Consider the following 26,850-nt stretch of genomic DNA (forward strand, 5'->3'; position numbering starts at 1 on the left):
TGGACATTTATTTAGGATAAACAATAAAAAAATATTATTCTGCTGCCAAATTTTCCTCATATACAATTGGGAAGGGATATGGGCAAAAGAGCGCTGAAGAAGGTCGCGTTGGCGATTTTTTAATTTATAAGAACTTGCAAAATTGCATATGTTTAATAGTATTGTTGAAATTAAGTGGTTAAGAAGGAGACACTATATCTATTTAGCTGAGCGGATGTATTATTTCGACCATTAAACTATTTTTAAAACTATTACAGGTTTTGGCGAGATAATTTTTAAATATAGGATTTATTGAGATGTGAGACATCTATCATTAAAGTATTGTATGATTGATAGCTTAATTTCAACACAGTAGTTTAACAGGCTTATTTTATATTTAATAAAGGGGGAAGATGATCAAAACATTTATTATTCAAGAGCACTACTATGTTAGAAAGTAAAATAAAGTATCATATAGAGATATAAATTTTCATTGAGAATAATATAATAAATCATACTTATTATAAAAAGGTTGTAGACAAGCCTAGAATGTAAGAATTCTAGAAAAAAAGTATTAATTGTTTCACGTGAAACAGTAAAATTCATAATTAATCACTTTAAATATTTCATATATAAATATATAATATTTATATATGACGAAAGGAGGTGGATGACTCAAAGTTATAATAACTTGGAGTTGAATATGAAAAAGATATGTATATTTAACCAAAAAGGCGGAGTCGGAAAAACAACCACTAATATTAATCTGTGTTCCTATATAGCGATGCTTGGATTCAAAGTTTTAGCTATTGATATAGATCCACAGGGAAACACTACAAGCGGGTTGGGAATTGACAAGAGAAAATTAGAAAAGTCTATGTATGATGTTGTAACAAATGATGTAGCATTGAGTGAGATAATTAAACAAAGCGAATTAGTATCTAATTTGTATATAGCTCCAGCAAAGATGGAACTAGCAGGTGCAGAAGTTGAAATAATTGATAAAGAAAAAAGAGAATTAATACTGCAAGAAAAGATTAAAGAAGTAGAAAATGATTTTGATTTTATTTTTATAGATTGTCCTCCTTCGTTAGGATTTCTAACTATAAATGCGCTGACATCATGTGATTCTGTTTTGATACCAATACAATGTGAGTTCTATGCACTAGAAGGTGTTGGACAACTTATCAATACGATACAATTAGTAAAGAAATCGTTGAACAAAAATCTCGACATAGAGGGTGTTATAATGACCATGTATGATTCGAGAACAAATCTTAGCAATGAAGTTTATAAAGAAGTAGAAAAATATTTTAAAGATAAAGTATACAAAACTACAATACCGAGAAATATAAGATTAGCAGAAGCTCCTTCATTTGGGTTGCCAATAATGCTTTACGATGAAAAGTGTAAAGGTGCAGAAGCTTATGAGCAATTAACTAATGAATTTATCGATCGTCAGAAGGGGTGATTAGGTGAGTAAGAAGTTTGGATTAGGAAAAGGATTAGGAGCTTTAATTCCTGAAGATGATAATGTAGAGAATGATGAAGTTAATAATAAATCAGCTACTATGATTCCTCTAAATAGTATTAAGGCTAATGATAAGCAGCCAAGAAGATATTTTGACAATGATAAAATAAATGAACTTTCTGAGTCTATAAAAAATCATGGGATAATACAGCCGTTAATATTAAAAAAAGAAAATGATAGCTATATTATAATTGCAGGTGAGAGAAGATGGAGAGCAGCAAAACAAGTTGCGCTGAAGGAAGTTCCTGCAATCATAATGGATATAGATGATAAAGAAATATTAGAGATCTCTTTAATTGAAAATATACAAAGAGAAGATCTAAATGCAATAGAAGAAGCTCAGGCATATGAAAAGCTACTTGGAGAATTTTCACTTACTCAAGAACAGCTAAGTGAGAGAATCGGTAAGTCAAGAACAGCTATTTCCAATACAATAAGATTACTTAATCTAGATAAAAGAGTGCAGAGCTATATTATTGAAGGTATAATTAGTGAGGGGCACGGAAGAGCTATTTTGGCTGTTAGCGATAAAGATAAACAATACGAGTTTGCCCAAAAGGTTATTGATGAAAGCTTATCTGTAAGAGACATAGAAAGAATAATAAAATTGTACTTAAGTAAAGAAAAAGTTACTGATGATAAGAAAGAAGTTGAAACATTGAATCCATATTATAAGGATATACAAAACCAACTTCAAAACTTTTTTGGTACTAAGGTAAACATAAACTCTAAGAAGAACAAAGGAAAGATTGAGATAGAGTATTATTCAGAAGAAGATTTGCAGAGAATAATCGAAATAATGAAGCCTTAAAATGTTCCACGTGAAACATTTATAATTTTATCTTAGAAAGGGACGTAAATATGGAGGATATAATTAGTATCATACAAAATCTCATGCCATATATAGTAGTAGCACTTGCAGCAATAGTTATACTGTTTTTTATATTAATTATTGTTCTTTTCAATTCATTAGGTAAGGTTGAAAAGAAGTATAGAAGAATGATGAGAGGTGTAAATAATAAGAATTTAGAAGAGTTGGTTTCAAGCTACTTAGATAAAATAGATGAAGCTAATAAAAATTCACAAGCTGCATTAGATAATTGTGCTACTATAGAAGAAAAGATGAAGGGCTGTGTTCAAAAGATATCTATGGTAAGATATAAGGCCTTTGAGGATGTAGGAAGTGATTTAAGCTTCTCAGTAGCCATATTAGATGACAATAATGATGGCGTTATTTTAACTGGTATCTATAGTAGAAATGATAGTACTACATATGCTAAACCAATTGATAAGGGAATATCAAGATATGACCTATCTGAAGAAGAAATTACTGTATTAAATCAAGCTATAAATAAAGTAAATATACATTAAATATAAGTATCCTTTATGAAAACTTAACTTATAAAAAGATGGTGTCCATTTTATTTGGATACCATCTTTTTATTGTGTAACAATCACATATGATGGCTAAAGTATCACTAAGTATAAAGAATAAAGTTCCTTAGCAAGAATTACCTGTAAGGGGTAGGCCTTAACAAAAGTATAATGAAAACACTAGGTTTATATAAAAAAACTCATAAAGAAAAGCCACCGTAAAGTATAATGAGAAGACTTACATTTTCGGTAGAAATCTATATTATAAATAAACCTGCGGATGAGAAGGTGGAGATGGATTAAATGTATATATTAGAAATAGTAAAAAGAAAGTTAGGATTTCTTTTTTAATTTACTCACATAGCTTGAGGAAAGTCTCATGCGAAAAAATCACTAATGTAGAAAACATTAGCGACTTTTAGGTATATATAGAATAAAATACTTATATAAAGGTAAACTAGTATTCAAAGGAGGAATAAATATGAATTTATATGTCTCTGATGAATTGAAAAATATTAAAAATGGACTAGAAGAAAGAGGATATAACATTGTATCTTGTAACGAGCAATACGATGCGATTATATGTAATCTAAAAGAGGAAGATATTTCACACTTGCCGTCATGTAAAAGTTATAAATCAGAAGGCGTACTTATTATAGATAGTGGAAGTAAGGATATAGATGATATAGAAAATATATTAATAAATAGAGTATACTCAACTATAATTTGAAGTATTACTTGGAAAGTATACTCTCTATTTTCGCTTCAACAGGATTTTTCTTGAAACCTATAGATTTTAGAATACAATGATATATACCTCTAGATATAGCATCTGCAATAGTCATAACGGTATACAATCTAGTGTTCTGAAGTACCATGAACTCTAAGTTGCCTGAGATGTTTACAACACCTAAGATACTTATATCTCCTACAGGAGGAAGATTCTTATTAACAGCCATTCCAGGTAAAAGTGGCTTTTTTTCAATATAAATTTTGCCAACGTTATCAATATCGCCAAGACAAGCATCTATGGCGATAATAAATGGATTATTAAACTTACATTGAATCTCGTCTAAAACTGAACTAAGGTTTTTAGCGTGTACTGGATCTTTAAGGTTGCCATAAATATATACTTCACTTTGAATCATATATTTTAGTTTTTCTCCAACTAAGGGGCCAAGAGCATCTCCAGTTGATCTGTCAGTCCCTATACATATACATACAACAGGTCTTTTTTGCTTTAAAATAGGAGTAAGCTCATCATATAAATAATCTCTTATTAGAAATGGAGAACTTATATTTGTTGAATCTGTTGTAAATCTGTTTGACATAAAGACACCTCCTCTAATGGAATTATTACCAATAGAGGAGGTGTTTATACTATAGCACATCAACTTTTCTAAAGATTTCATAGAACACTACCAAGAACATACAAAATAACATTCCTATTATCCCACCTGCTTGTATTCCTATAAAGATTGCAGCAAGAACGGCCAATGGGTTTAGTCCTAAAGAGGTAGACATAATTTTAGGCTCTATTATTTGTCTAACAAAAAATACAATTGCATATAATATCAATATTCCAAAACCAGTCACATAGTTTTTCGCCAATACGTTCATTATAGCTAGTGGTATATATACCAGTGGAATCCCTAGTACAGGAAGTAAATCTAACACAGCACATAGAATACTTAAGATTAGACTATACTTTACTCTGAATAAGGTAAAACCAATAAAGGTAAAGATAAATGTTATAAATATTATTAACAGATAGGATAATATATAGTTCTTTAACATTTTTCTCACATGATTTATCACCAATATTACTTTTTCGCTCCCAGTTGGTATAAAGCTTAATAAGCCAGAGGTTGTTGATATAGCTACCTTTTTAGTGAAGAAATAGGTGGTAATAAGAGTAAATATTACAACCATACCTATATAAGGAACATAGCTCAAAACTGTTAATATAGACTGAACTAAAGATGAGCCGGCTCCTATGGTTAGATTTATAAGTCTAGTTGCTGAAGATGAAAGATTCTTCTGTACTGTATCCACTATACTAGGGTCGATATTCAAGTGAGAAAGGTAATCTTGTAAGGACATAAAGTAGTTATATATATCTGATGAATTATTAGCTATAAGCTTTTGAAGATACCTTATAAGTCCTATTAATTCATTGACTATGGATGTCCATATGATTATGTTTAATGAAATAAAGAAGCCAAAGAATACTAGGGTGCTTAGTAAAGAGGCTAACCAATCCTTAAACTTAAGTTTTTCAATCATTAACCTTGTAGGATACCTCAGTAGTAAAGCTGATAAGATAGCTAATACAAAGGGGATTGTATATTTTAGCGTGGAAAAAAATAAGTAGAAAAATAAGGTGTAAAGTATGAAGAATACACCTAGTCGTTCAATCCGTTGTTGCAATTTGTCCATCAATTACCTCCTATAATATTTTTTAGTGCTTTGAATAGTATGTCTACCTCATCTAAGTTGTTAAAGTATCCGGGACTTATTCTAACAGTTCCTGTTGGATATGTTCCAATAGTTTTATGAGCTAGAGGTGCACAGTGCAAGCCAGTTCTTGTTATTACTCCATACTGGTTGTCTAACAAATACGCAATTTCAGATGGATCTCTATTTATCACATTAAAAGATATAACTGAAGTTCTTTCTTTATTAGTGGATTTGTAGCCTAGAACATCAATTTCTTTTAAGTCAGAAAAAATATCCAAGATTTTATTAGTCAAAAGTTTTTCTTTTGAGCGTATTGAAGTTAAGCCTTCTTTATTTATAAAGTCTATGCCGGCTTTGAGTCCAACTATGCCTGGTAAGTTAAGTGTTCCATATTCAAATTTATCTGGAAGATAATCTGGATGAATAAGAGAGCTTGACATACTTCCGCTGCCTCCAGAAAATATTACAGAAGCGATTTCATTTAATTTATCATTTATTAAAAAACCACCAATGCCTTGTGGACCTAATAGACTTTTATGTCCAGTAAAAGCAAGAGCATCACAGTTTAATTTTTTAAAGTCTACTAAGGTGCTACCAGCGGACTGGGCAGTATCAACAATAAAAAATAGGTTGTTTTGTTTACAAAAGAGTCCTATCTGTTCTAGTGGCTGAATAGTGCCAACCACATTAGATGCATGAGATAAAACTACAAGCTTAGTATTTGACTTTATCAGCTTTTCGATAGAAGTCACATCTATAAGCCCATCTGAATTGCACTGCACAATATCAAGCTCTATCTTTCCTTGATTTTTTAATAGGGTAAGTGGTCTCAAAACAGAATTATGCTCCATAGATGATGTTATAACATGCCATCCATCTTTTATGATACTAAGTAAAAGTATATTTAAAGAATGGGTTATGTTTTGCGTAAATATAACATTTTCAGTTTTATCAAAATTAAAGAAGTTACATAAAGCCTCTCTACATTCATATACTAGTTCACTACTTTTTAGTGAAGATGCAGATGCTCCTCTACCGGCATTGCCGCCGCTATTAATCATAAAATCATAAACCGATTGGCTTACCGATAGTGGTTTTGGAAAGCTAGTAGAAGCGTTATCAAAATAAATATTCATAAAAATCATCCTTTACTTTAAACAATTGTATAGTGGTGTTTTTCCTACATGTTAACAATACTTGTAATAATCATAAGATCTAATATTAATTCTAGGCTCTGTTAAAGTACTGTGTTGAAATTAAGTGGTCAGTCATCCGATGCTTTTATCAGTTTGCTCTAATATTTCCATCATATAGCATCTACTTTGCAACCTAATAATTTCAATAAGGTTCTTAAACGAAGCATAAAAAAAGTATATGGACTAAAACAATAACTGTAATAAAATGGAAATGAGTCTCTGCATAAATCTATTTATAGATTTTAGTTAAACTTTATATAATCAATTAAATATAATCAAAAATAACCACATTTTGCACAATTGTATCCATTTTCCAAATGAGTATGCTAGTACATCTTAATATAATTCTAGACAATATATATATAATTGATGCAAAATAAATTAATATATAAAAATTATTGTTCTAACTGAATTAATGTAGTGATAACAGGAATATTAAACAATTATTAATGTTTAATAAAAAGTAAGGAAAACTAGTACTCAATTGGTTATAATATTTATTATAATTGATTGTAGTATTAAATTCACTAATGAAAAGTCCATAGCTAAGTAATATTAGTGCGTTAATATTAATATATTTTACTCTTTAGAGAATTATAATTATATATAATAGGAGGGAAAGGCTTAATATAAAGCTAAATTTTATGAAAGAATACATAATGGTTTTTAAGAATACACATGATGCTATAGGTACAGAGAAGTTTATAAAGAACAAGGGATTGAATATAATGGTTATGCCTACACCAACATACATAACTCAAAGCTGTGGTATATGTATAAGATTTAATGATGAGGTTCTAAGCAACATTGAAGGTGATCTAGATAAAGAGATAAACTTCAAAAATATATATTTAATTAACCAAGCAGGATTGACAATTTATAAGTAATGGGGGATCGTAAATGGCAGAAATTAATAAGATTTTCTCTATAGATTTTGATAAAGAACAACTGATTATTGGTAGTATACCAATAAAGTTCCAAACTATTAATGATATCCTATGGAGACTGTTTATTATCTTAGGTATAGTTTTTATTATGTATTTAGCTATAAGAATAGGTAATTCCATAATAGATAAGTTTGTTAAAAAGCAGATTGAGAGCGAACATAGATTTACCATGGATGAGAAAAAAGCCAGCACCATTGGTGAATTGCTTAAGAGTATACTAAGATATACAGTATATTTCTTTGGCATAGTTGGGATACTGTCTGGATTGTTTAACGGAATATCGCTTACTTTTGCAAGTATAGGTGGAGTAGCTGTTGGTTTTGGTGCTCAAAGCATTGTTAAGGACCTTATAAACGGTGTGTTTATATTATTTGAAGATCAATATGCTGTAAGTGATTACGTGACTATAGGGCAGTTTAGCGGTATTGTGGAGAGTATAGGTATAAGAACTACTAAGCTTAGAGATTTCTCCGGAGACATACACCTAATTCCTAATGGAAGTATAAGTACAGTCACTAACCACTCAAGAGGAAATATGAGGGTTATGCTTGATATTGAAATAGACTACGAAGAAAATGTGGATAAAGCAATTGATTTAATAAACAGAGTTTGTGATAGTTACTCAGAGGATAATAATGATATAATTGATAAGCCACAGGTAGTAGGGGTTACATCCTTTAGTCAGACTGGAATAGTTATAAGGCTATCAGGATCTGCAAAGCCTATGATGCAGTGGGCTATTGAGAGGGACTTGAGGAAGAAGATTAAAGTTGAGTTTGATAAATATCAAATAAGGATTCCACACGTGACTCCTCAAGCTACTACTATCAATAAAAACAAAGAAGCATAGTATTATACATTAATGATGGATATATGGAGGGAATATATATGCAGGTATTTAACTTAGGTGATATCGTTGAAATGAGGAAACAGCATCCCTGTGGAAGTTACGAATGGGAGATCATAAGACTAGGTGCGGACATAAAGATAAAATGTGTAGGCTGTGAAAGAATAGTAATGCTTTCAAGGCAAAAATTTCAAAAGGGAATAAAGAAGATAGTTAAGTCAAATGAAATATCTTAAGACAAAATATAAAACTTGCATAATTTGATTTAAAATGATATAATATCTCATTGTGGATCCCTGCAATGCGATGCATTGCCGCTAGTCCAAAGGGAGGAGGTGAATGTGATGAGAAAGTACGAAACTATATTTATACTACATCCAACATTTGAAGAAGAGGTTGTTAAGGCTTCTATCGAAAAATTCAAGGGTGTAATAGAAAATGGTGGCGGAACTATAGATAACGTTGATTTTTGGGGTAAGAGAAAGCTTGCTTACGAAATATCAAAGGTTAATGATGGTTACTACACTTTAATTAACTTTACTGCTGGTCCAGAATTACCAAGAGAGTTAGACAGAATATTCAGAATTACTGATGGCGTGTTAAGACACATAATAGTAAAGGAAGAAAAGTAAGAGGTGGTATAAGAAATGAATAGAGTTGTTCTTATAGGTAGACTTACAAAAGATCCTGAACTAAGATTTACACCAGGAGCAGGAACTGCGGTTACTACTCTAACTCTTGCCGTTGACAAGTTTAATCGTCAATCAGGTCAAAGAGAAGCAGACTTCATATCAGTAGTGGTATGGGGAAAGCAAGCTGAATCTACAGCTAATTACATGAGTAAAGGTAGCCAAATGGCTATAAGCGGTAGAATTCAAACTAGAACTTATGACGCCAAAGATGGTTCAAAAAGATATGTCACTGAAGTAGTGGCTGAAGAGGTTCAATTCCTTGGAAGAGGAGCTGGAAACTCACAAGCTGGAAACAATAATTTTGGTGGCGGTTCTGAATATGGAGCTCCGTCAAATGATCCATTTGGTGGTATGAGCTTTGATGAGGATATGACTCCTGTAGATGATGGAGATATCCCATTCTAATTCTAAAAGGTAAGGAGGGAAAAAAGTGAGCAGAGATAATAACAACGGTGGAATGAAGAGAAACGGCGGCAAAATGAGAAGATCTAAGAGAAAGGTTTGCGCATTTTGTGTTGAAAAAGCTACTTCTATCGATTACAAAGATATAAATAAGCTAAGAAAGTATGTTACTGAAAGAGGAAAGATACTTCCAAGAAGAATTTCAGGAACATGTGCTAAGCATCAAAGACAATTAACTGATGCTATAAAGAGATCAAGAAACATAGCATTACTACCATTTACTACAGAATAAGTAGTCAAATCCCACAATTTATATTGTGGGATTTTAATTTTGCTATAAAAGAATTCTTAAAAAGAAAAACTATATTTGAGAGAATTGAAATTATAGATAATCAATAAAATATACTAAAGGGACTCTCTTTTTAAAAAATTAAATATTAATTTATTTAAGTTATGAATTAATATTTAATTTTTTAAATAACGGAATATATAGGTAATAAATTCAATAACTTAAACAAATGTGTTAAGAAAGTATTACAATAAGATTAAAAAAGCTTAAAGATGTAAACAAGTGTTCAAAAATATGATAATATTATATACATCTGTAAAATAATATAACATGAGGTATATAATTGATGAATAGTAACAAATTTAGTAATTTTGTATTATATGTTCTTAGGGTGTTGTTCTTTACAATACTAGTTGTATCATCTGTAGAACTTGCGATGTATATGACGAAGGGCATGTTCTTATTCACCATAATAGCTATTTTTCTAATAATAGGCATTGGGGTAACACTTTACTATATGATTAGGAAACAGTGCAGTAGTAAAAATATTTTGTTGTTTTTATTAGCTGTAGGTTTTTTATTAAGGTTAGTATGGGTACTTTCCATAGACAATAGGCCTATCTCTGATTTTAATAGAGCATATATAGTTGCTGGAGATTTCTTGAATGGAGACTTATCTGGATTTAGAGGTACAAGCTATATAGCTAGATTTCCACATCTAACAGGCTTAGTATTATATTTTGCTTTTATAAGAAAATTCTTTTCATATCCATTAATAGTTTTAAAAATAATTAATGTTATTTTATCTTCTTCCAATGTATTAATTATATATGGCATATGTAGGAAGATATTTAAGGGTAGTGTGAAGAAAGCTTATTATGGAGCTTTTATAACTGCTTTATATCCGCCGCTATTAATTTATACAGGGGTATACTGTACGGAAAACATGGCTATACCTTTCTATTTATTGAGTATCTATTTATTTATATCAGGACTTAGCAAAAGTAAGAAATATATGGTTGCAGCAGGGTTTGTATTGATGATAGGACATCTATTTAGAGCTGTTGGACAAGTAATGCTTATAGCTTATCTTATGACTTTATTCATTTATAATAAGGATACTTTATTGATAAAGGTAAAGAAAAGCATGTGCATATTATTAGCCTTTATAATTCCTTTTGTGGGAATAAACAGTACACTAAAAGCTGTTGGAATAACCCAGTTTGATCTATGGAAGGGCAGTGAAAGTGCTTGGACATCAGTTTTAAAGGGGACTAATCAAGACAGTTGGGGAAGATGGAATCATGAAGATGCGGTGATGTTTGATAAGTATGAAAACGATAATGAAGCTTTAGCAAAGGCTTGCAAGGAAGAGATTAAAAAGAGACTTACAAACACTCCTGTAAGTAGACTAGTAGTTTTTTATCTTAGAAAGTTCTCCTTCCAATGGAGAGAAGGTGATTTCAGTGCCTCTTATTGGGCTGTTAGAGGTACTGATCCAGATAAGATGGTAGTAAACGTAGAGGATAGAGGAGCACTAGCATTCCAACTATTCTATGTAATACTTCTGATATTAAGCTATCTAAGCTTATATAATAAGAAGGGTGTTTTAAAGAATCCTTTAGTGATGATGTTTTATATAATTTTTTGCGGATATTCAATGTTATATCTTATAACTGAATCGCAGGATAGATATTCTTTTATAGCCTGCTGGCTTATGATATTTATGGCTTTAAATAATTCGGAAGATACTATTAACATAAAGGATAGACGAGAAGATATATCTATAGGAGTAGCAAATGTGATTGTTCCTACAATTTGTTATTATTCCTTAACTGCCTTTAAAGTGAACTATGTTTTGAGTATATTTATAGGCTACATAATAGCGGCTATAATAACCTTCATACTTTACAGAAAAGATATATTCAAAAGCAAGGTGGATTTTGGGGTTTTAATCAAGCTTTCTATAAGCTCTATCTTTTCTATAATAGCAGGCATATTAGTTGTATACGTAGTTGTATACAATGGTATTGCAAGTAAAAAGGCTGCACCTATACCAATCATTATATTAGCAGCATTAATAAACTATCTAGTGCAGCAATTCTGGATGAAAAGGAGAGAAGAAAAACATGAAAAGCAGATTGATAAACCTAAAGAATTGGTTTAGAGAATTAAATATAATATCAATAATTATAAAAACTATATTATTTACATCTTTATTCTATTCACAGGATGCATCTAGTATAGGTGGTCTTAATCGTGACTACATAGTACTTATTTACAAGATAAGCATTATAACTTTGTTGATTTCTGTATCCTACATGATGAAAGAGAAAAAGGCAGTTGTTTACTGCTTTTTTTTAAATATAATATATACGTTAATTATGATATTAGACTTGTGGTATTATAGGGGAAACTTTTCTTTTTGGGGAATAAAGTTTATATTTTATAAGGATCTATTTAACCCATATGGCAGTGCCTTAATAAACTTTAAACCTATAGATGTAATATTCGTTGTAGATATTGTTGTATTTATAGCACTTTTTCTATTCAGAAGAAATTCTTCGAATATACCAAGTAGAAAGAAAGTTTTTTTGGGAATGTTGCTATTGAGTCTTTTATCAATAATTACTATAGAATATTTGGTTGATGTAAAAGATATAACAAAGGGTGATATAAAGCTTTTTAAAAGACAATGGTCCTATAAGATAAATATGATGAGCTTAGGTCCGGTTGCATACCATGTTTTTGAGGCTTATGATACCGTGAATAAGTTAGAAAGAAAAAAAGATGATAAAGAAATAAGCCAAGTTAAGCAATGGATAAAGGATAACAAGGAGACTGTCCCAGACAATGAATATAAGGGAATCTTTAAAGGGAAAAATGTTATATTTCTTCAGATAGAATCTATGGAGAACTTTGTTATTAACAAAAAAGCTGGTGGTCAGGAAATAACTCCAAATTTAAATAAGATGCTTAATAATAGTTTGTATTTTGATAATATCTTCGAGCAGAATAATGGAGGCAATAGTATAGATTGTGACATGCTGGTAAATACATCTGTGTTTACCCTAGGAGATAGAATTACCTTTTTAGATGAAGGGCAAGTGAATTACTACTCCTTACCAAAGCTTTTAAAGAAAAATGGTTATTATACTGTATCTGCAAAGGTGGATCAAGGTGGAGATTGGAACTGGGGAGAGACACATAAACTTCTAGGTTTTGATGAGAAATGGGACTATACAAAATTTAAGCATGATGAGTATGTTGGATTTGGCTTGTCAGATAGAACCTTTTTAACGCAGCTTTCTGATAAGATAAAGGCATTACCTAAACCATTTTATCTAATGGCTGCTACAGAGTCTAGTCATGGACCTTTCAATATTGATAAGGATCATAGATATTTAAGCTTACCTGAAAATATTGATAAAAACTTTTTGGGTGGATATTTTCAAAGTCTTAATTACTCAGACAAGCAAATAGGTATGTTCGTAGATAAATTACAAAACGAAGGGCTGCTAGACAATACTGTGCTTGTTATTTATGGAGATCATTGCGGTGTTCATAAGTACTATAATGATAAGATAAAAGACTTAAATTATGATGGCAACTGGTGGGAAGGATACGATAGAAGAATTCCTCTCATAATATATTCAAAAGGAATGTCAGGAAAGGTAATACATTCTTATGGGGGACAGGTAGACTTTATGCCAACAATATCTTACCTCATAGGAAATGAAGATAAATCATATATGGACTATGCAATGGGGAGAATACTTGTTAATACCAAGAAAAATTCAACTATTGTGAAGACTGGTGATTTAAAAGGAACGCCATCAAATGATGCAGAAAAGAAGCATGTAGAAGATAGCTACTCCATAGGTAGAAAATATATATTGAACGAATATTATAAGAGCCAAGGTGAGGCTAAGTAGGAGAAGTTGAAAATATAAATCTTATTATGAAGTTATATATGTATAGAAATACTACTTCATAATGAAATTTATCAAAATAGAAACTTCGTAGATTTATCGAAAACTTTATTTTGAGTCTAAGGATTTAAGTGGTATATGGTATACGCTGGATTGGTATATCTATAGAAAGCATTCATAGAAAGGAATTAATATTCCAGTTATGAATGCTTTTTTGTTATTATTTAAGAATTTATATTTTAGATAAAAAACAAGGACGAACATGACAAGAGAGCTTAAATAGACGTTATATTCTTTTGATAGCCAAACCTGTAAATATAAAGACCTTAGAACAATTATTTAGGATAGACAGTAAAAAATAAATCTTATTCGTCTGCCAGGTTTTCCTCATATATATTCTGAAAGGCAGATGTGCAAAAAAATATTAAAGAAGATCACTTTAGTGAATTTTTTATATAATAAATACTTATGCAGTTAAAGAATTTATAAAGTATAATAAAAGTAGGAAGTATAGTATTATTAATGAAGTAAATTAACGTATTTAGTTGAAATATAAAAATAATTTAGAAAATAGCATATAAATAATGTATTTTAGATATATTTGGTTGAAATACCATGGGAAAAAAACTAAAATATATAATATATTAAAGGGATATGAGGTTGATATGATGAAAAAAGATAATTTCAATATTATGTCTGATATAAAAATTATAGAAGATTTAAAGGCTCAGCTCTTAGGAGTAATAGCTGAATTTTTTAGATTATTGACTAAAGGAAGCAATGTGGCACATGATGCTATATTGGAGTGTATTTCCGGGGCAATAATAATTTTGTATCTACTAGCAGATAAATTAGGCTATTCTTTTATCGAAGTAGATGAGGATATGAAGAAAAAAATAAAAATTGGCATCGTAGAGGGGGATAATATAGAACGGGATGGTAAAAATTTAAGTAGGCTGCATAGTCATCTTAAAGAAAGAACCTAACATTGGAGGAAAAGATGAATAATAATAAACATACTGCAAGATCTACAGTAGAAGCAGGACTAATGTCAATAGTGGTATTTATATTGTTTTTAATTACTGCGTATATTCCTATAATAGGATCGATAGGAAGCTTTATACTTCCAATACCTATAGCTTTACTGTATATAAGACATAACAGAGTTGTTTCAATACTATGTATAATAGTAAGTAGCGTATTGATAAGCATGTTTGTTGATCCAATGCACTCAATATCAGCTGTAGTGGTATATGGCTTATCTGGATTAGCACTAGGATTTTCTTTTTCTAGAGGATATAAAGCTACATTTACTATGATTATAACAAGTGTAACTAACTTAGTAGGATCCATTGTAAGTTGGTATATAAACATATATATTATATTAAATATGAGCTTGACAAAGATGCTTGAGCAAATTGTAGACATGATTAAGCAAAGTGCGGAGATGTCTAAGAATATGGGAATGAACTCTGCTAATAATCCATTATATGATCAGATTAAAAACTTAGATGTAAACTTTTTTTTGTTTAGTATTCCTGGTGGTATTATAGTGGTTGTTGTAGTTACGTCAATATTAAACTATCTAGTAGCGCAGAAGCTTCTAAAGAATTTCAATATTAAACTTAGCCCAATAAGAAGCTTTAAAGAGTGGTATTTGGATAATAGAATCGGAGCATTAATTATTGTTTTTGTTTGTGTAGGGATAGTGTTGAAATCTAAAGGCATATACATAGGCAATTATATCTATTCAAGTTCTATGATAATATTTGATTATGCCTTCGTTGTAGTTGGAGCTGCTGTGACTTTTTACTATCTAACTGAGAAGTTTAAGGTAAATAAGGCACTGGCCGGTGTTATATGTGGTTTCTTTATTATTTCAGCATTTCAAGTCTTCCTTTTTTATGTTGGCTTAATAGATTTATTGCTTGATATTAGAGGATTAGATCCAAATAGTCTTGGAAATGCCTTGAGGAGAAAGTTTCTTAGTAAATAGCCTTGAGAGTAGCTTTAAGGGGGAGCCCATAGTATGAAAAATTCTAAGACAAAAAAATCGACTTATATGATTATAATAATTATTTGTATAATAATATCATTTATTATGTTATTCCAAGGGTATAAAGATATTGCATATTTGATATTATTGATACCTATAGCTATGATAGTTTATCTATATGATACTGAAAAAAATAACAATGATGAAAATGCAAAGCCTAAAAATATAGATATAACTTATTTAATTGAAGACTTTGTAAGGGAAACTATGCTGATTCAGATATATGCTCTAGCTATAATAAAAGAAGATGGAGAACTGATCTGGCATAATAAGATGTTTGAGGATACCTTTGAATCTATTAATTACAATGGAGAACTAGTATCTTCAATAGTAAGAGGATTGGAAGTAGAAGAGGTAATAAAGTCTTCAAGTAAGATATCTCATAAATTGAAGTTAAATAGGAGGATTTATGAGGTTTATTCGAGAAATATAAAAATAAGAGACTTTGATGATATATATTTAGTTTACTTCAATGATATAACTAACATAACAGAAGCAACAAAAGAAAGCATAATGCTTATAGAAGTTGATAACCTCAATGAAGTGGTAAAGATGACTGAAGAGAATAATGGTCCATTCCTTATCGCAGAAGTTGAGAAAACTATTAACTTATATGCGCAAGCTTTAAATGCAATGATAAGAAAGTACGATAATAATAAATATGTGCTTTCTGTTCCTGATTATGGTATAGACTCTCAAATCTCAACTAAATTTGATATACTAGATAAGGTTAGAGAAATAAACTTAGGCAATAAGATGGAAGTTACCCTTAGTATAGGTGTTGGAAGAGGTGGAAGCTCTCCAGCTCAAAACCATGGATATGCAATTACTGCTAAAGAACTGGCTCTTGGAAGAGGCGGGGATCAGGCAGTAGTGAAAAAAGGAGAAAAGATATTCTTCTTTGGTGGTAACAAAAAAGAGCTTGAAAAAAGAACAAGAGTAAGAGCTAGAGTTGTTAGTCATGCACTTAAAGACTTGATATATGAGAGCAGTAAGGTATATATAATGGGACACAAGAACCCAGATATGGATTGCTTTGGTGCAGCAGTAGGTATAGCAGCGGTTGTAAGGCAACTAGGTAAGCAGTGCAATATAGTGCTTAACAATGATACTAGAGCTATAGATGGCTTTCTAGATAAGATAAGATTGATTAAAGAATATGAAGGTGTATTTATAGATTCTGAAGAAGCTGCTGAAAACATAGATGATGATACTTTACTTATAATTGTTGATGTCCATAGTAATGGATATGTTTTAGATAAGAATGTATTTGAAAAGAGCAAAAAGATTGTTATAATTGATCATCATAGAAGAAGTCCTGACTTTATAGAGGGGGCGCTATTAACCTATATAGAGGTATATGCTTCATCTACGTCAGAGCTTGTGACAGAGATGGTTCAGTATATGCTGGATAAACCAAAGCTATATCAGCTTGAATCTGAAGCGCTTCTTGCTGGAATAGCTATGGACACAAAGAACTTTGTGTTTAAAACAGGTGTAAGAACCTTTGAAGCTGCCTCGTTCTTGCGAAGGGTTGGGGCAGACACAGTAGATATAAAAAGATTCTTTAGTAACGATCTAGAAAGTCATATACAAAAAGCAGAAACTATAAGATCTGCTGAGGTGGTAAATAATATAGCTATTGCTGTTTGTCCACCAAATGTAACACAAACTGTCATAGCTGCACAGGTTGCGGATGATCTACTAAATATTACAGGTATTCAAGCCTCCTTTGTTTTTGTTAAAATAGATAGAGACATTCACATAAGTGGAAGATCCTTAGGTGAAGTCAATGTCCAAATTATTTTAGAATCCCTTGGAGGCGGTGGTCATATGACTATGGCAGGAGCTAAACTAACAGATGTAGCTATTGAAGAAGCTAAGAAGCTATTACAGAAAGCTATATCAGATAATTTAAGGGAAGGTGAATAGAATGAAAGTTATTTTATTACAAGATGTTAAGAAGTTAGGTAAGAAAGGTGATGTTATAGAAGCATCAGATGGATATGCTAGAAACTATCTATTTCCTAGAAATCTAGCAGAACAAGCAAATGATTCAAATCTACATGTATTAAATGCTAAGAAAGAAACTGAGAGAAGAAAGAAACTAGCTGAGATAGAAGAAGCTCAAAAGTTAGCTGATGAGCTTAAGAATAAAGAAATAAAGATAGTAGCAAAAACAGGTGATAGTGGTAGATTATTTGGAGCTATAACTAGTAAAGATGTAGCTGAGCTTATAAAGAAACAATACAATGTGACAATAGATAAGAAAAAGATTGTAATGGACACATTGAAGCTAGCAGGATCTTATGATATAGAAGTTAAATTATATCCAGAAGTTAGCACTAAGATGAAGGTTGTTATTGCTCCACAAGAATAAGGAGGAGTCATAGGTTGAAATCACAAAATGATATAGATGTTTTAGAAGATATTTTTAAAAGTGGCATGACTTTAGATTCTCAAGTCAGTGTACTTTTTGAGGTCGCAAAGAATGTGCTTGATGAAGGTGCTGTTAGAGCTAGAACTGTAAGACATAAGTTAAATAAGTATGTTAAGTCTAATAATGTTTATGAAAGACTATACGCACTTAATAAAATAGTTTCAGATGGTAAGGGCTTAAAGGCTGTTCCATCTGAAGCTAATCTTCATGAAGCATTGGAAGATACTTATGGATGGTTATCAGAAGAGCTAGCAAGAAAGTATATACAGAATAGGATCGAGGAGCAAGTCCAAGATGCTATAATGGAAAAGCAAGATAAATATATCGATGAAATGAAGCTAGGAATAATCAGAAAACAAAAGGGGCCTGAAAATGCAAAGACCCTAAAGAAATATGCTCAGTTTGAAACTCTAGATGCTAAGGTTCCTAATAAAAACATAATGAGTTTAGTTAGACCTTCTTCTTTTGAAGAGGTTATAGGACAGGAAAGAGCTATAAAATCACTAATTTCTAAGTTAGCATCACCATATCCTCAACACATAATTCTATATGGACCTCCAGGTGTAGGTAAGACTACTGCAGCTAGATTAGCTTTAGAAGAAGCTAAGAAGCTTAGTTTTACACCATTCAATGATAAGTCCAATTTCATAGAAGTTGATGGTACAACCCTAAGATGGGATCCTAGAGAAATAACTAATCCTTTACTTGGATCAGTTCATGATCCAATATATCAAGGAAGCAAAAGAGACTTAGCTGAGGTTGGTGTTCCAGAACCAAAACCAGGTTTAGTTACTGATGCCCACGGTGGAGTATTGTTCATTGATGAAATAGGAGAACTAGATGATATACTTCAGAATAAGCTTTTGAAGGTATTAGAAGATAAGAGAGTAGAATTCTCTTCTTCATACTATGATCCTGATGATGAAAATACACCAAAGTATATAAAGTATCTATTTGAGAATGGAGCTCCTGCGGATTTTGTTCTTATTGGTGCAACTACAAGAGATCCAGGTGAGATTAATCCAGCACTTAGATCAAGATGTACAGAGGTATATTTTGAACCTCTTACTGTAACTGATATAAAGAAGATAATATTAGATGCTGCTGAAAAGCTTCAGGTTGAGCTTGAAGCTGGAGTAGAGGAATTAATATCAAGATATACTATAGAAGGTAGAAAAGCTGTAAACATACTTGCAGACGCTTATGGATATGCATTGTACAACTTCAAGGATAATGTACCTGAGAAAGTAACTGTTTCACTGAAAGATGTGGAAGAGGTAATATCAATAGGTAGATACATACCTTATGAAAGAGTAGACAATCAGTTAAAGGCAGAAGTAGGTCATATTTATGGATTAGGGGTTTCTGGATTCCTTGGTTCTACTTTAGAAATAGAAGCTACTGTTTTTGAAGCTAAGGATAAAGGAGCTGGACAGGTTAGATTTAATGAAACTGCTGGTTCAATGGCTAAGGATTCAGTATTTAATGCAGCTTCTGTAATAAGAAAGCTAACTGATAAAGACATTAAAGATTATGATATACATGTTAATGTGATTGGTGGAGGAAACATTGATGGACCTTCAGCAGGTGCAGCTATAACAGTATGTATAATAAGTGCTCTTTTAAATAAGCCTATCAGACAAGATGTAGCTGTTACTGGAGAAATATCTCTTAGAGGAAAAGTTAAGCCTGTAGGAGGAATATTTGAAAAGGTATATGGAGCTAGAAGAAAAGGCATTAAGCTAGTTGTAGTACCTAAGGATAATGAAAAAGAAGTTCCTATGGGATTAACTGATATAGAGGTTAAAGCTGTAGAAACTATTGAATCACTTATGGAAATAGTGTTTGAAGCATAAGAAGCCAAGAGGCTGTCCATAATGTATATAAGAATGCATTATGGTCAGCCTCATTTTAGTTTATGAAAACAGATTTGTGATTTTTTCATAAATCTATTGATTAATTATAAAAAAGATTTCATAATATTATATGCAAATATAATGGAGAAGGAGCGAATCATATGGAAAATACACCTATCATGAGGAGTTTACCACAGAGTATAGAAGCTGAACAATCAGTTCTTGGCTCTATGATAATCGATAGGCAAGCAATTGCTCAGGCAGCAGAAGCATTGACACCGGATGACTTTTATAGAGAAGCTCATAAGGTTATATTTTTAAGCATATCTGAGATGATTCAAAAAGATCAACCTATTGATTTGGTAACTCTATTAGAATATTTGAAGGCCACAGATAGATTAGAAAAAGCAGGCGGAATGACTTATGTAACTGAAATAAGTGGGTCTGTTCCTACTACTGCTAATTTGAGCTCTTATATAAAGATAGTATCAGAAAAAGCTACCTTAAGAAAATTAATACGATCTTCTACTGAAATAATAGAAGACTGTTATAACAGCCAAGATGACGTAGAAAAGGTAGTAGATTCAGCAGAGAAAAGAGTATTTGAAATAGGAGAAAAAAGAAATACTGGAGACTTTGAATCGCTAAGTGCAATTCTTGAAAGAGGTTTTGCAGAGATTGAGAGACTTTTCAACAATAAAGGGTCCTTAACTGGAGTCCCATCAGGCTTCGTAGATCTAGATACTAAAACTTCAGGTTTCCAAAGAGGAGACATGGTTCTAATAGCAGCAAGACCATCAATGGGAAAGACTACCTTTGCACTTAACATCTGTGAAAATGCTGCACTTAGGGAAGGTAAAAGTGTAGTAATATTTTCTCTGGAAATGCCTAAGGAGCAGTTGGCTTATAAGCTTTTATGCTCTGAAGCAAACGTAGATATGGTTAGTCTTAGAACTGGTAATCTAGAAGATAAGGACTGGGAAAACATCGCTAGAGCAGCTGGTCCACTATCTGCAGCTAAGATATATATAGATGATACTGCCGGCGTAACTGTAATGGAAATGAGATCTAAGTGTAGAAGACTTAAGATGGAATATGGTATAGACTTAATTATGATAGATTACCTTCAGCTTATGAGTGGTAGCAGTTCATCGGATGGAAACAGGCAACAAGAAGTTTCTGAAATATCTAGAAGTATAAAGGCTTTAGCAAAGGAAATGCAATGTCCTGTTATAGCTTTATCTCAGTTGTCCCGTGCCCCTGAACAAAGAGCTGATCATAGACCTATGCTATCTGACCTTAGAGAATCTGGTTCTATTGAGCAGGATGCTGACTTGGTTATGTTTTTGTATAGAGATGAATACTATAACAAAGAAACTGAAGATAAAAACGTTGGTGAATGTATAATTGCTAAGCACAGAAATGGTGAAGTTGGTACAGTTAAGCTAGCATGGTTAGGACAATACAGTAAGTTTGGTAATCTTGATGTGGTACATTAATGAGAAATATTAAGAGTTTTATGGTAAATAAAAACGAGAGGTGAATAACAATTATGGAATGTGACGGGCATAGTTGCTTAAAACACATTAAAAAACTAAATACTAAGAAGTAGAAGGAAGCAACTAAAGGTGTACAACTTCTGTTTGAACAATGTAAGTTTCAAATATGCAGTGGTACAGCTATAAGTCACTAATAAATGTTATTAACTTATATGCCTTCCTTCTACATGATGAGGAGGAAAGGCAATAATGAAAACTTTCAACAAGGAAGAATTAAAGGAATTATTACTAACACAAGCACCTAATGCTTTAGAGGAAATATTTGAAGAAATACATCCAGTAGATATATTGGATGCCTTAAGAGACTTAGAGGACGATAAATACACTATATTAAAGAAGCTTCCAAACTGGCTTGTTGCAGACATATTTGAGGAAATGGATGAGGATGAACAGCAAGAGGCCTTAAATATTTTCTCGGAAATAGATCAGTTTAAGATAATAAATGAGATGAGCTCCGATGAAATAACGGACCTTCTTGGTAACTTGGAACCAGATAGGGTAGATAGATTTTTAGGTAATATAGACAAAGAAGAGGCTGAAGAGGTTAAGGAACTACTTACCTATGAAGAAGATACCGCTGGTGGTATCATGGCCACAGAGTTTATAGCAATAAAAGAAGAAATGACAGTAATAGATACCTTAGGCTATCTACAAGCTACTGGCTTAGATGCTGAGACTGTGTATTATTTATATGTATTGGACAGTAATGAAGTATTGACCGGAATACTATCTTTAAGGGATTTAGTCACAGCCACTTTTGACACAAGGATAAGCGATATAATGACAACCAGTGTAAAGAGCATACCGGTTAACATGGACCAGGAGGAAGTTGCTAATATATTTCAAAAGTATGGTTTTCAGGCTATGCCAGTTGTTGATAGTCTAGGAGAGATGCTTGGAGTAATAACCTTTGATGATATTATAGATATAGTAAGAGAAGAGGATAATGAAGATATTTATCGTCTAGGAGGACTTAGTGAAGGCGAAGCAGTAGATGGACCGGTGATTGACTCAGTAAAGAGCAGACTGCCATGGCTTCTAGTAAACCTAGTTACGGCGATAATAGCAGGTGCTACAGTAGGACTATTCAGTTCTACTATTGACAAGTTAGTAATACTAGCTACCTTCAATCCGATAATAGCAGGTATGGGTGGTAATGCAGGAACCCAGAGTCTTACGCTTATAGTTAGAGGTATAGCTTTAGGAGAACTTAGCAAGGAAAATGCTAAGCGAGTATTTTTAAAAGAAGTTATAGCTGGTTTAATAAATGGTGTTGCTATTGGAGTTGTAGTAGCTATACTTGGTTTAATATGGGCTAACAAACCAATCTTTGGTTTAGTTGTTGGAGTAGCTATGATATTAAATATGTCTTTAGCAACCATAGTAGGATATTTAGTTCCTGTTACACTAAAGAAACTAAATGTAGACCCAGCACTTGCTTCAGCTGTATTTGTTACAACCTTTACTGATGTTTGCGGCTTCTTCTTCTTCTTAGGATTGGCTACAATGTTCCTTAAGTATTTGATGTAGTTTTGTGATACTTGTTTTGAAAGTAATCTAACGGCGTATTATCTTTAGTAAAACTTGATATTATATAGATTTTATAATAAAGACATTCTATTTTATTTTAGAGAAAATAGGATGTCTTTTTACTTTACAATTATGGATACTTAGATATTTTAATTTTCAAAAATGACTTTGAAAAATCAATAAAACTTATGCTAGCACTTGGCTCTCTTACGTAAATGCCTCTTCTAAAGTAGTGGAAATTACCATTGTTGCAATTGTTCCTTAGTTGTAGAGGAATAAATTTAGTTTTTTTTACATTTATAATAAGAACATTAGCTATATGCTCTAACCTTATATTTTCCTCTTTTACACCTGGCAGATAAGCAGAAACAAAATAAGACTCCTCATTCTCATTTATGTCTAAATCGATACAGTGATTTGTAGGTACTAAATTAATAGAATTCTTATTAAAAACTTCATCAAAGACAATTTTAAAGAAGGTGCTGCTTTCTATGAATTGACCTGAGTCTATAAAGTTTAAACTTGTCAAATAGCTCGCCTCCTTATTTTTGTTGTTTCAAAAGTTATGATCTAGATTTAGCTATGAATTCCTAAAAGCATACAAAGTATAAAGAAATAAAAGTTATATCACCTGTCAGATTTTTTTAAGGTGCATTCTGAAAAGGCATATGGTTTATAAATCAAGGGATTTATCATGGATTAGTTTATGATTATTATAAGATTATATAATGAAGGATTATTGGGCAAGTATATAGATAATATAAGATGAGCATAATATTTCTAATATGGGTAGTATAAATTAGGTTAAATTCAAATTATAAATATAGAATTATAGAGATTTATTATAATTTTTTTATTGGGTATAATTAGTATAATAAGAACTATAAAATATAATATTTTTTATAACTATAATTTTATATAAAATTATTTATAAATAGCCATATAGTGTTTATATAGTAATAAGGTTAAAAAAGGTTGGATTTTATTCTTATGGATGAAAGAAGACTGATGATTATAAGACTAAGTTAAGAAATTGTTTCAGCAAGTTTATATATAAATAATTATACTTTCAAGTAATATATAGAAGTTTCAATTAAGCTTTACTATTCTATAGGCATATTTTATGAAAAACTAATAGTTGAAATTAAGTAACTATATAAGAATTATGAGAGGTGATAAAGTGGATAAGTATATTATGTCATTAGATCAAGGAACTACTAGTTCCAGGTGCATCATATTTGATAAAGAAGGGAATATACAATCAATAGGTCAGAAAGAATTTAAGCAGATATATCCTAAGGCTGGATGGGTGGAACATGACCCTATGGAAATATGGTCTACTCAATATGGAGTGGCTATTGAGGCTATGGCTAAAATAGGTATACAAGCTTCTCAAGTGGCAGCTATAGGTATAACTAATCAAAGAGAGACGACTATAGTATGGGATAAAAATACTGGAGTTCCTATATATAATGCAATAGTATGGCAGTGTAAAAGAACTGCGGAGTATTGCGATGAAATTAAGCTTAGAGGTTATGAAGATAAGATAATAAGTAAAACTGGTCTCAAAGTGGATTCCTACTTTTCAGCATCTAAGATTGCATGGATACTGGACAATGTAGAAGGTGCTAGAGAAAAAGCTGAGGAGGGCAATTTGCTTTTTGGAACAGTGGATTCTTGGCTTATATGGAAGCTTACAAATGGAGCTGTGCACGTAACTGATTATTCAAATGCATCAAGAACCTTACTATATAACATATATGATTTATGTTGGGATAAGGAACTGTTAGAGTTATTTAATATCCCTAAAAGTATGTTGCCAGAGGTAAGAAGTTCAAGTGGAATGTTTGCCATTACAAGTGAGAGACTGTTTGGTGGTGAGATTCCAATATGCGGTGTGGCAGGAGATCAGCAGTCAGCTTTGTTTGGACAAACATGCTATGAAGAAGGAACTGTAAAGAATACTTATGGCACAGGCTGCTTTATGCTTATGAACACTGGAAAGAAGCCTGTGAAGTCACATAAAGGACTGCTTACTACAATAGCCTGGGGGATTGACGGAGAGGTAACTTATGCTTTAGAAGGAAGTGTTTTTGTAGCTGGAGCGGCAGTGCAATGGCTTAGGGATGAGATGAAGCTTATAAGCTCCTCTAAGGAATCTGAGGAATATGCATGGGTAGTAGAAGATACAAATGGAGTTTATTTTATTCCCGCCTTTGTGGGCTTAGGTGCTCCATATTGGGATCAGTATGCTAGAGGTATGATAACAGGATTGACTAGAGGAGCTAAAAAGGAGCATATAATACGATCGGTATTAGAGTCTATAGCTTATCAAACCTATGATATACTAAAAGCAATGGAAGAAGACTCAAATATAAAATTAAGAGCTTTAAAGGTTGATGGAGGTGCAGCTTCTAATAATTTTTTAATGCAGTTCCAAGCTGATTTAATAGATACTAAGGTATATAGACCAAAGGTGATAGAGACTACAGCCTTAGGAGCTGCGTACCTTGCGGGACTTTCCGTTGGCTACTGGAGAGATGTAGAGGATATAAAAACTAATTGGAAGGTAGGCAAGGAGTTTAATCCATGTATGAGTGAAGAAAGAAGGGAAAGCTTTTTGGTAGGCTGGAATAAAGCAGTTAGGAAGGCTTTAACTGAAAATTGTGGCGAATAGCTAATGGATTATAAGCATAAGCTATGATTTAATTTCAGCTACAATGAAGCATTGAGAGATAAAATAGTGTTTAATTTATATTTAATGAGGTGAAGGCATATGGATAAAAAGTTAGGATTTATTGGTTGTGGCAACATGGGAGCAGCAATGGTTGGTGGTATTATTAATTCTGGAATTGTCTCAAAGGAGAATATAATAGCTTCAACTAAAACTAAGAGCTCCTCTGAAGCTCTAGAAAGCAAATTTGGAATAAGAACTACTATAGATAATAAGAAGGTAGCTGAGGAAGCAGATGTAATCTTCTTAGCTGTAAAGCCATTCATGTATGAGGCTGTAATTGAAGAAATAAGGGATTTAATTAAAAAAGAAGCTATTATAGTTACAATAGCTGCAGGAATTGAGATAGATAAGGTTAAAGCTTGGTTTAATAGAGATATAAAGCTTATAAAAACTATGCCCAATACACCTGCATTGGTAGGAGAAGGTATGAGCGCTATATGCCCATCTGACAATGTACCAGAGGAGGAACTTGAATACATAATAAGCATATTCAATTCCTTCGGAAAAACTGAAATCCTAGGAGAAAATGACTTTCATGGGTTCATAGCTCTTTGTGGATCATCTCCAGCCTATGTGTTTATGTTTATAGAAGCCATGGGGGATGCTGCAGTTAAGATGGGAATTCCAAGAAAGAAGGCTTATAGGCTTGCAGCTCAAGCGGTTTTAGGTTCAGCAAAGATGGTATTAGAGACAGAAAAACATCCTGGGGAGCTTAAAGATATGGTTTGCTCACCAAGAGGTACAACAATAGAGGCGGTAATAGAGCTGGAGAAGAGCGGAATGAGATCTTCTATAATAAAAGCTATGGAGAAGTGTGAAGAAAAGTCTAAGAATATGTAATATTAGAAACGCTCCGTTAAAGTACTGTGTTGAAGAATAATGATTAATATTTGAAAAGCCTGAAGTATATAAAATTTTACTTCAGGCTTTTTTGCTGTTTGGGAAAAACTAATAAAAGCAAGTTTAGATAAATAAACTGGCAGGCAGTATTAAAAAAGGCCTGCTTTGGTATTTACCGTATGG

25 protein-coding genes are annotated in these 26,850 nt (G+C 32.0%); 21 read left to right on the plus strand and 4 right to left on the minus strand.

The window, feature by feature from the left end:
- Positions 1-682: 682 nt before the first annotated feature.
- The 4 genes from C1I91_RS01260 (at position 683) to C1I91_RS01275 (ending at position 3,614) form a co-directional block, all read left to right on the plus strand.
- The gene (locus tag C1I91_RS01260; RefSeq protein WP_128210864.1) at positions 683-1,450 is read left to right on the plus strand and encodes a ParA family protein; all 768 of its coding nucleotides are present in this window, start codon (positions 683-685) and stop codon (positions 1,448-1,450) included.
- Positions 1,451-1,454: 4 nt separating this feature from the next.
- Entirely contained in the window at positions 1,455-2,321 is an 867-nt protein-coding gene (locus tag C1I91_RS01265; protein WP_128210865.1) for a ParB/RepB/Spo0J family partition protein, read from the plus strand.
- A 50-nt stretch (positions 2,322-2,371) separates the two neighbouring features.
- The gene (locus C1I91_RS01270) at positions 2,372-2,881 is read left to right on the plus strand and encodes a DUF4446 family protein (protein ID WP_128210866.1); all 510 of its coding nucleotides are present in this window, start codon (positions 2,372-2,374) and stop codon (positions 2,879-2,881) included.
- A 484-nt stretch (positions 2,882-3,365) separates the two neighbouring features.
- A complete protein-coding gene (locus C1I91_RS01275; RefSeq protein ID WP_128210867.1) occupies positions 3,366-3,614 on the plus strand; it encodes a YkuS family protein in 249 nt (82 codons plus the stop codon).
- 4 nt (positions 3,615-3,618) lie between these two features.
- Here C1I91_RS01275 and yyaC read toward each other — a convergent pair whose 3' ends face one another.
- The 3 genes from yyaC to C1I91_RS01290 are packed head-to-tail and all read right to left on the minus strand — an operon-like array spanning position 3,619 to position 6,480.
- A complete protein-coding gene (gene yyaC / locus C1I91_RS01280) occupies positions 3,619-4,215 on the minus strand; it encodes a spore protease YyaC (protein WP_128210868.1) in 597 nt (198 codons plus the stop codon).
- Between the two features lie 49 nt (positions 4,216-4,264).
- Positions 4,265-5,323 (minus strand): sporulation integral membrane protein YtvI, encoded by a 1,059-nt coding sequence (ytvI, locus tag C1I91_RS01285; protein WP_128210869.1) that lies wholly within the window; start codon positions 5,321-5,323, stop codon positions 4,265-4,267.
- A complete protein-coding gene (locus C1I91_RS01290) occupies positions 5,323-6,480 on the minus strand; it encodes an aminotransferase class V-fold PLP-dependent enzyme (RefSeq protein WP_128210870.1) in 1,158 nt (385 codons plus the stop codon). The genes ytvI and C1I91_RS01290 overlap by 1 nt, the downstream gene beginning before the upstream one ends.
- Positions 6,481-7,184: 704 nt before the next feature.
- On the opposite strand from C1I91_RS01290, the gene C1I91_RS01295 reads away from it, so the two are divergent.
- From C1I91_RS01295 to mgtE, 15 genes are all read left to right on the plus strand, one after another.
- Positions 7,185-7,427 carry a putative Se/S carrier protein gene (locus C1I91_RS01295; protein ID WP_128210871.1) on the plus strand — a complete coding sequence of 81 codons (243 nt, stop codon included), beginning with the start codon at positions 7,185-7,187 and terminating at the stop codon, positions 7,425-7,427.
- Between the two features lie 13 nt (positions 7,428-7,440).
- Complete coding sequence (locus C1I91_RS01300) at positions 7,441-8,337, plus strand: mechanosensitive ion channel family protein (protein ID WP_128210872.1); 897 nt, start codon at positions 7,441-7,443, stop codon at positions 8,335-8,337.
- A 38-nt stretch (positions 8,338-8,375) separates the two neighbouring features.
- Positions 8,376-8,570, plus strand: a complete 195-nt coding sequence (locus tag C1I91_RS01305) for a DUF951 domain-containing protein (protein ID WP_128210873.1) — start codon at positions 8,376-8,378, stop codon at positions 8,568-8,570.
- 108 nt (positions 8,571-8,678) lie between these two features.
- Positions 8,679-8,966: a 30S ribosomal protein S6 gene (gene rpsF / locus C1I91_RS01310; protein WP_128210874.1), complete on the plus strand. Its 288-nt coding sequence runs from the start codon at positions 8,679-8,681 to the stop codon at positions 8,964-8,966.
- A 15-nt stretch (positions 8,967-8,981) separates the two neighbouring features.
- Positions 8,982-9,431, plus strand: coding sequence for a single-stranded DNA-binding protein (locus C1I91_RS01315; protein ID WP_128210875.1), 450 nt, complete (start codon positions 8,982-8,984; stop codon positions 9,429-9,431).
- A 52-nt stretch (positions 9,432-9,483) separates the two neighbouring features.
- Entirely contained in the window at positions 9,484-9,720 is a 237-nt protein-coding gene (rpsR, locus tag C1I91_RS01320) for a 30S ribosomal protein S18 (RefSeq protein WP_202127775.1), read from the plus strand.
- Positions 9,721-10,063: 343 nt separating this feature from the next.
- Complete coding sequence (locus C1I91_RS01325) at positions 10,064-11,884, plus strand: GtrA family protein (protein ID WP_128210877.1); 1,821 nt, start codon at positions 10,064-10,066, stop codon at positions 11,882-11,884.
- Complete coding sequence (locus tag C1I91_RS01330; RefSeq protein ID WP_128210878.1) at positions 11,847-13,652, plus strand: LTA synthase family protein; 1,806 nt, start codon at positions 11,847-11,849, stop codon at positions 13,650-13,652. Before C1I91_RS01325 ends, C1I91_RS01330 begins: the two co-directional genes overlap by 38 nt.
- A 665-nt stretch (positions 13,653-14,317) precedes the next feature.
- Positions 14,318-14,635 (plus strand): MazG-like family protein, encoded by a 318-nt coding sequence (locus C1I91_RS01335; RefSeq protein ID WP_128215879.1) that lies wholly within the window; start codon positions 14,318-14,320, stop codon positions 14,633-14,635.
- 14 nt (positions 14,636-14,649) lie between these two features.
- A complete protein-coding gene (locus tag C1I91_RS01340; protein ID WP_128210879.1) occupies positions 14,650-15,645 on the plus strand; it encodes a DUF2232 domain-containing protein in 996 nt (331 codons plus the stop codon).
- A 33-nt stretch (positions 15,646-15,678) separates the two neighbouring features.
- Entirely contained in the window at positions 15,679-17,637 is a 1,959-nt protein-coding gene (locus C1I91_RS01345; protein ID WP_238475906.1) for a DHH family phosphoesterase, read from the plus strand.
- 1 nt (position 17,638) lies between these two features.
- Complete coding sequence (rplI, locus tag C1I91_RS01350; RefSeq protein WP_128210880.1) at positions 17,639-18,085, plus strand: 50S ribosomal protein L9; 447 nt, start codon at positions 17,639-17,641, stop codon at positions 18,083-18,085.
- Between the two features lie 14 nt (positions 18,086-18,099).
- Positions 18,100-20,001 carry a Lon family ATP-dependent protease gene (lonC, locus tag C1I91_RS01355; protein WP_128210881.1) on the plus strand — a complete coding sequence of 634 codons (1,902 nt, stop codon included), beginning with the start codon at positions 18,100-18,102 and terminating at the stop codon, positions 19,999-20,001.
- Positions 20,002-20,162: 161 nt separating this feature from the next.
- The gene (locus tag C1I91_RS01360) at positions 20,163-21,500 is read left to right on the plus strand and encodes a replicative DNA helicase (protein WP_128210882.1); all 1,338 of its coding nucleotides are present in this window, start codon (positions 20,163-20,165) and stop codon (positions 21,498-21,500) included.
- A gap of 246 nt (positions 21,501-21,746) precedes the next feature.
- Positions 21,747-23,090 (plus strand): magnesium transporter, encoded by a 1,344-nt coding sequence (gene mgtE, locus C1I91_RS01365; RefSeq protein ID WP_420808461.1) that lies wholly within the window; start codon positions 21,747-21,749, stop codon positions 23,088-23,090.
- A 130-nt stretch (positions 23,091-23,220) separates the two neighbouring features.
- Here mgtE and C1I91_RS01370 read toward each other — a convergent pair whose 3' ends face one another.
- The gene (locus C1I91_RS01370) at positions 23,221-23,619 is read right to left on the minus strand and encodes an alpha-crystallin domain-containing protein (RefSeq protein WP_128210884.1); all 399 of its coding nucleotides are present in this window, start codon (positions 23,617-23,619) and stop codon (positions 23,221-23,223) included.
- Between the two features lie 651 nt (positions 23,620-24,270).
- Here C1I91_RS01370 and glpK point away from each other — a divergent pair.
- Together glpK and proC are read left to right on the plus strand one after the other, a co-directional pair.
- Positions 24,271-25,767, plus strand: coding sequence for a glycerol kinase GlpK (gene glpK, locus C1I91_RS01375; RefSeq protein WP_128210885.1), 1,497 nt, complete (start codon positions 24,271-24,273; stop codon positions 25,765-25,767).
- 99 nt (positions 25,768-25,866) lie between these two features.
- Positions 25,867-26,667 carry a pyrroline-5-carboxylate reductase gene (gene proC, locus C1I91_RS01380; RefSeq protein ID WP_128210886.1) on the plus strand — a complete coding sequence of 267 codons (801 nt, stop codon included), beginning with the start codon at positions 25,867-25,869 and terminating at the stop codon, positions 26,665-26,667.
- Positions 26,668-26,850: the final 183 nt, after the last annotated feature.

The sequence above is a fragment of the Clostridium manihotivorum genome, assembly GCF_004015185.1.
Lineage (GTDB): Bacteria > Bacillota > Clostridia > Clostridiales > Clostridiaceae > Clostridium_AR > Clostridium_AR manihotivorum.